This is a genomic window from Pseudomonas edaphica (assembly GCF_005863185.1).
Taxonomy (GTDB): domain Bacteria; phylum Pseudomonadota; class Gammaproteobacteria; order Pseudomonadales; family Pseudomonadaceae; genus Aquipseudomonas; species Aquipseudomonas edaphica.
The window spans coordinates 1-6,141 of sequence record NZ_VBVZ01000378.1; the positions used below are offsets into that span (position 1 = coordinate 1).

A 6,141-nucleotide genomic window follows, 5' to 3' on the forward strand; every position below is an offset into this window, starting at 1 on the left:
CACTGACAGTCCGCTATCGCAGGCAAGCCAGCTCCCACAGTTGATCGGGTTGCCAGGCTGGATTAGTTGGAGGCCGGCTCCGGGCTCAACCACCCGCGAACCCGTCGATACAGCTGCTCTTGCTCAGCCGCACTGTTGCCCGGCAAGGTCTTGAGTGACACCTGTTTATAGCTGTCATTCTTCGCCCGCTTGGCGGCCTGCATGCGTTCCCGGGCGTTTTTGCGCTCTTGGGCGCCGTCCTGGTAATACACATCCGCCGTCGGCACCTTCAGCGTCGGTGCCAGTTTTTGCAGGTCCGGCTGCCTGGCCGTTGGCGTCTTGCCATCCACCATCACCAACTTCTGCACTTGGGACGGCTGTTTCTCGCTCAGGTAGCGCGCAGCCCACCAGGCGCCGGTGCCGTGGCCGAGCAGTACCACACTGCGGGCGCTCTGGGTTTGGGCAAAGGCAACGGCGGCGTCAATGCGATCAAAGATGCGCTTGGCGTCGGTCTTGTCTTGTTCATCAGCACCAGGCACCACCGCCGGGTCAGTGCCTTCGGCTTCGGCGCTGGCGGCTTGTTCGATCGGTTTGGCGGCCGTGCTGCCGTCTTTGCTGCTGGTGTCGACGGCGGCTTTAGGTGGCTCCATGACCCGTGGCGGCAAGGTGTCGAGGTTCACATCCGGCAGCGACAGACTGAGGGTGCCCCAATTGGCATCGGGCAGCTTGCGCCGTAAGGGCGCGATTGCTTGCGGCCAGTCAGCACTTTCCCCTGCGCCCGGTACGATAATCACCACCCCTTCGGGCTCGGCGCTGTTGGCAGGTTTCCACAGCGCCAGGAATGAGTCGGTGCCGGCCTGCAACTGTTGTTGTTCCTGGCGTGGAAGTTGTCGTTCAAGGGCGTTGGCTTCTTCCTGGCTGCGCTCGGGCAGGGCTTGGCGTTCAGCCGGTTTTTCGGCGGTGGGCGCAGGCGCGTCCGCGGCGTGAACAGAAAAGGCGCTGGTAAATAGCAGCGATAGGCACAATGCTGGCAGTGCCGAACGGTGGGTAAAGGGCATCGTTAATTCCCGGCCAGAAGTGATTCCAGCAGCCTAATGGGTTGGTCAGTGTTTGTCAGTGATGTGAGACGTGGATCATGGGTTTTCGCTGTCTGCTGGTTATCGGCTGTGTGTGCTTTGCCTTGATGGCGAATGCCGCGCCTGCGCCTATCGCGCCGCAGGCGCAGCTCAATGCTCAGCAGCGTGAATGGCTGGCGCAGCACCCGCAGTTGCGCGTGGGCCTGGTATTGCAGGCACCGTACGCCCAATACGATCGGCGCCTGCAGCGCTTGTCCGGGGCGAATGTCGAGTTGATGCAATGGCTGGCCAAAGCGCTGAATATCGACCTGACCTGGCGCAATTTCCCCAGCCAGGAGCAATTGGAAGCCGCCGTGCGCGATGGCGAGGTGGATATCGCCCCGGGCCTGCAGCAAACCCCGGCGGGTTTGCGTCTGTGGTTATTCAGCGACCCTTACATGCGCGTGCCTCAGCATATCGTCGGCATTCGCGAGGGCGGCGGCGCGGTGGAGCTGGAAAAGCTTGACGAGCTGTCCCGCGTCGCCGTGCGCATGCCCAGCGCTGTCGCCGATTACCTGCGTAGCAATTATCCCAACCTCAACCTGCAAGGCGTCCCTTTGGAGCGTCAGGCCTTGCAATTGTTGGTGAGCCAGCAGGCGCGTTATGCCGTGGTGGATGAGGCGCAATTGAGCCGATTGTCCGGCGAGGCGGAGTTTGCCGGGCTGGCGGTGGTTGGCGATATCGGCCTGCCGCAATTGCTGCGTGTGGCCACGCGCCGTGAGTGGCCGGAGCTGGCGAGCATCATGCAAAGTGCCTTGCGCGCGATACCCGCCCGCGACCTCGACCAATTGCACAGCCGCTGGCTGCAACCCAAATACCCACGGCTGACGGAATCGCCGGGCCTGTGGCAAAACCTCAGCCTGCTCTTGGCGATGTTCCTGCTCGCCAGCCTCGCCGTGGTGGTTTGGCAGCGCCGCCACCAGCGAGTGCTGGAACACAGCTTACTGGCCGCCCGAGAAGAAAGCGCCGCGCGTGCGGCGGGTGCCGAAGCGTTGCGGCTGACGCAGTTCTCCATCGATCAAAGTACGGTCGGCATTCTTTGGGTCAATTGGGACAGCCATGTGCGTTACGCCAACCGCGCCGCCGAAACCATGCTGGGCTACGCCGCGGGCGCGCTGATCGAGCGACCGCTGATCGATTTTGACCCGACCTTGAACATGGACCGCTGGCTCGACGTATGGAAGCGTGCGCGTGCCAGCGAAGAAGGCCCGCAGACCTTCGCCGCCGATTGCGTGCGCGCTGACGGCAGCATCCTGCCGGCGGATGTGTCGTTGAGCTTCCTGCGCTTTGCCGAGGGCGAATACCTGGTGGTTTATCTCAACGACGTCACCGAGCGCCGTCGTTACGTGGCCGCCTTGCAGCAAAGCGAAACACAGCTGCGCGAGCTTTCTGCCCACCTCGAAACCGTGCGCGAAGAGGAAAAGGCGCGTATCGCCCGTGAAGTGCATGACGAGTTGGGTCAAATGCTCACGGTGCTCAAGCTGGAGACCTCGATGTGCGAGCTGGCCTATGCGCAATTGGACCCGGGCTTGACCGAGCGCCTGAACAGCATGAAACGCCTGATCGCCCAGCTGTTCCAGCTTGTCCGGGATGTGGCGACCGCGCTACGCCCGCCGATTCTCGACGCTGGCATCGCCTCGGCGATTGAATGGCAAGCCCGCCGCTTCGAAGCGCGCACGCACATTCCCTGTCTGGTACAAGTCCCGGATAACCTGCCGGCCCTCAGCGATGCCAAGGCAATTGGCCTGTTCCGCATCCTGCAGGAGGCGCTGACCAATGTGATGCGTCATGCCCAGGCGCATACTGTTGAACTGACCCTGACAGTGGAAAACGCCGACTTGCGGCTGACCATCAGCGATGACGGCGTCGGTTTCGTCGAGAACCCCGGCCGCCCGGTATCCTTTGGCGTAGTCGGCATGCGTGAGCGGGTGCTGATGATGGGCGGGCAATTGAGCCTGCACAGCGAACTGGGGGAGGGCACCACCTTGAGTGTCACGGTGCCGTTGGATGCATAACGATAGGAGCAAGCCCCTGTGATTCGCGTATTGGTAGCCGAAGACCACACCATTGTTCGTGAAGGCATCAAGCAATTGATTGGCCTGGCCAAAGACCTGCTGGTGGTCGGCGAGGCCAGCAATGGCGAGCAGTTGCTGGAGACCTTGCGCCATATCGCCTGTGAGGTGGTGTTGCTGGATATCTCGATGCCGGGCGTAAATGGCCTGGAAGCGATTGCGCGCATCCGTGCATTGAGTAACCCGCCCGCGATTCTGGTGCTGTCGATGCACGATGAAGCGCAAATGGCTGCCCGCGCCCTGAAAGTCGGGGCGGCGGGGTATGCCACCAAGGACAGTGACCCGGCGCTGTTGCTGACGGCGATTCGCAAGGTGGCGGCGGGCGGGCGTTACATCGACCCGGACCTGGCGGACCGCATGGTCTTTGAGGTCGGCCTCACCGATACGCGGCCGTTGCACTCGTTACTGTCGGAGCGCGAGTTCTCAGTGTTCGAGCGCCTGGCCCAGGGCGCCAACGTCAATGACATCGCCCAGCAACTGGCGCTGAGCAGCAAGACCATCAGCACCCACAAGGCGCGGTTGATGCAAAAGCTCCATATCACCTCCCTGGCCGAACTGGTGAAGTACGCCATGGAACACAAACTCTTGTAACCCCCTCGATCGTTCCCACGCTCCGCGTGGTAACACCTCTTATGACGCTCTGCGTCACGCTTTAGGACGCAGAGCGTCCTGGGCTGCATTCCCACGCGGAGCGAGGGAACGATCAAGCCGGGCTCCTCCAGGTGCGCGTATCTGTTTACGACATAGGCTTTGCCGGCAGACGCTGACGATTGCCGCCGCACTGTTCTCTGCCCGCCATCCGTGTAGGGCAATCCCTACCCCCAATCTTCCATCCTGCTGATGTGATTCTCTCCTCGCCCCCGATTTCCGGGGGCTCGCGCCTGGACTACGCTTTGTGCCACAGCAGTCCAAAACAAAAGGTGCGGGTATGAGCGAGGTGGATTCAAATGATGTGCTGGTCAGCTTTCGTGGCGTGCAGAAGAGCTACGACGGCGAGAACCTGATCGTCAAAGACCTCAACCTGGAAATTCGCAAGGGCGAGTTCCTCACCCTGCTCGGGCCGTCCGGTTCGGGCAAGACCACCAGCCTGATGATGCTCGCCGGTTTCGAGACGCCGACCGCCGGGGAAATCCTGCTCGCCGGGCGCGCTATCAACAACGTGCCGCCGCACAAGCGCGACATCGGCATGGTGTTCCAGAACTACGCGCTGTTCCCGCACATGACGGTGGCAGAGAACCTGGCCTTCCCGTTGTCGGTGCGCGGCTTGAGCAAGACCGATATCAGCGAGCGGGTCAAACGGGTGCTGAGCATGGTCCAGCTGGATGCCTTCGCCCAGCGTTACCCGGCGCAACTCTCCGGCGGTCAGCAACAGCGCGTGGCCTTGGCCCGCGCGCTGGTGTTCGAACCGCAGCTGGTGTTGATGGACGAACCCCTCGGCGCCCTCGATAAACAACTGCGCGAACACATGCAGATGGAGATCAAGCACCTGCACCAGCGCCTCGGCGTGACCGTGGTGTACGTGACCCACGACCAGGGCGAAGCCTTGACCATGTCCGACCGCGTGGCGGTGTTCCACCAGGGCGAGATCCAGCAGATCGCCGCGCCGCGCACGCTGTACGAAGAGCCAAAAAACACGTTCGTCGCCAACTTCATCGGCGAGAACAACCGACTCAATGGCCGCTTGCACAGCCACACCGGCGAACGCTGTGTGGTGGAGTTGGCGCGCGGTGAAAAGGTCGAGGCGCTGGCAGTGAATGTCGGCCAGCTCGGCGGCCCGGTGACCCTGTCAGTACGCCCGGAGCGCGTCAGCCTCAATGGCTCCAGTGAGTCCTGCGTCAACCGCTTCTCTGGGCGGGTGGCGGAATTTATCTACCTGGGCGACCACGTGCGTGTGCGCCTGGAAGTCTGCGGCAAGGCCGATTTTTTTGTGAAACAACCGATCGCTGAGCTGGACCCAGCGCTTGCGGTCGGCGACGTGGTACCGATTGGCTGGCAAGTCGAGCACGTTCGCGCACTCGACCCACTTCTAGAGGCGAATTAATCGCCCCATGGCTTCACCAACCCTGCACGTGGAGAGAACAACAATGTTGAGATCCCTTAAATATTCCGCCTTGGCCATCGGCTTGATGGGCGCGACACAGGCCATGGCAGGCCCGGACCTGACGGTCGTATCCTTCGGTGGCGCGAACAAGGCGGCTCAGGTCAAAGCCTTTTACGCACCGTGGGAAAGCGCGGGTAATGGCAAGATCGTCGCCGGTGAGTACAACGGTGAAATGGCCAAGGTCAAAGCCATGGTCGATACCAAGAGCGTGTCGTGGGACTTGGTGGAAGTGGAGTCGCCGGAACTGTCCCGTGGCTGTGACGAAGACATGTTCGAACCGCTCGACCCGAAACTGTTCGGCAATAGCGCCGATTACGTGAAAGGCGCGATTCAGCCCTGCGGCGTGGGCTTCTTTGTGTGGTCCACCGTGCTGGCGTACAACGCCGACAAGCTTGCCACTGCACCGACCAGTTGGGCGGACTTTTGGGATACCAAGAAATTCCCAGGCAAGCGCGGCCTGCGCAAAGGCGCCAAGTACACCCTGGAATTCGCCTTGATGGCGGACGGCGTGGCCCCCAAAGACGTGTACAAAGTGCTGGCTGGCAAAGACGGCCAGGATCGCGCGTTCAAGAAACTCGACGAACTCAAACCGTCGATCCAGTGGTGGGAAGCCGGCGCACAACCGCCGCAGTACCTGGCCTCGGGTGATGTGGTCATGAGCTCGGCCTATAACGGCCGCATCGCTGCCGTGCAAAAAGAAAGCAACCTGAAAGTGGTGTGGAACGGCGGCATCTACGACTTTGACGCCTGGGCCATCCCTAAAGGCCTGGCCAAGGACCGTGCCGAAGCGGCGAAGAAATTCATCGCCTTCTCGGTGCAGCCGCAACAGCAGAAGACCTACTCGGAAAACATCGCCTACGGCCCGGCCAATACC

5 protein-coding genes are annotated in these 6,141 nt (G+C 61.8%); 4 read left to right on the forward strand and 1 reads right to left on the reverse strand.

The features are described from left to right. Positions 1-62: 62 nt before the first annotated feature. Positions 63-1,037: an alpha/beta hydrolase family protein gene (locus FEM54_RS21980; RefSeq protein WP_138452993.1), complete on the reverse strand. Its 975-nt coding sequence runs from the start codon at positions 1,035-1,037 to the stop codon at positions 63-65. Between the two features lie 77 nt (positions 1,038-1,114). On the opposite strand from FEM54_RS21980, the gene FEM54_RS21985 reads away from it, so the two are divergent. The 4 genes from FEM54_RS21985 to FEM54_RS22000 all read left to right on the forward strand — a co-directional run. Continuing rightward, the gene (locus FEM54_RS21985; protein ID WP_138452995.1) at positions 1,115-3,109 is read left to right on the forward strand and encodes a PAS domain-containing sensor histidine kinase; all 1,995 of its coding nucleotides are present in this window, start codon (positions 1,115-1,117) and stop codon (positions 3,107-3,109) included. Positions 3,110-3,127: 18 nt separating this feature from the next. Next, positions 3,128-3,757 (forward strand): response regulator, encoded by a 630-nt coding sequence (locus tag FEM54_RS21990; RefSeq protein ID WP_017138071.1) that lies wholly within the window; start codon positions 3,128-3,130, stop codon positions 3,755-3,757. Between the two features lie 337 nt (positions 3,758-4,094). Continuing rightward, on the forward strand, positions 4,095-5,207 hold the full coding sequence (locus tag FEM54_RS21995) for an ABC transporter ATP-binding protein (RefSeq protein WP_017138072.1): 1,113 nt from the start codon (positions 4,095-4,097) through the stop codon (positions 5,205-5,207). Positions 5,208-5,250: 43 nt separating this feature from the next. Next, a partial coding sequence (locus FEM54_RS22000; RefSeq protein ID WP_138452997.1) for an ABC transporter substrate-binding protein occupies positions 5,251-6,141 on the forward strand: 891 nt, incomplete at its 3' end.

Coding starts and splice junctions, on each gene's coding strand:
- FEM54_RS21980 (WP_138452993.1), bottom strand. CDS start 1,037: ATGCCCTTTACCCACCGTTCGGCACTGCCAGCATTGTGCCTATCGCTG.
- FEM54_RS21985 (WP_138452995.1), top strand. CDS start 1,115: ATGGGTTTTCGCTGTCTGCTGGTTATCGGCTGTGTGTGCTTTGCCTTG.
- FEM54_RS21995 (WP_017138072.1), top strand. CDS start 4,095: ATGAGCGAGGTGGATTCAAATGATGTGCTGGTCAGCTTTCGTGGCGTG.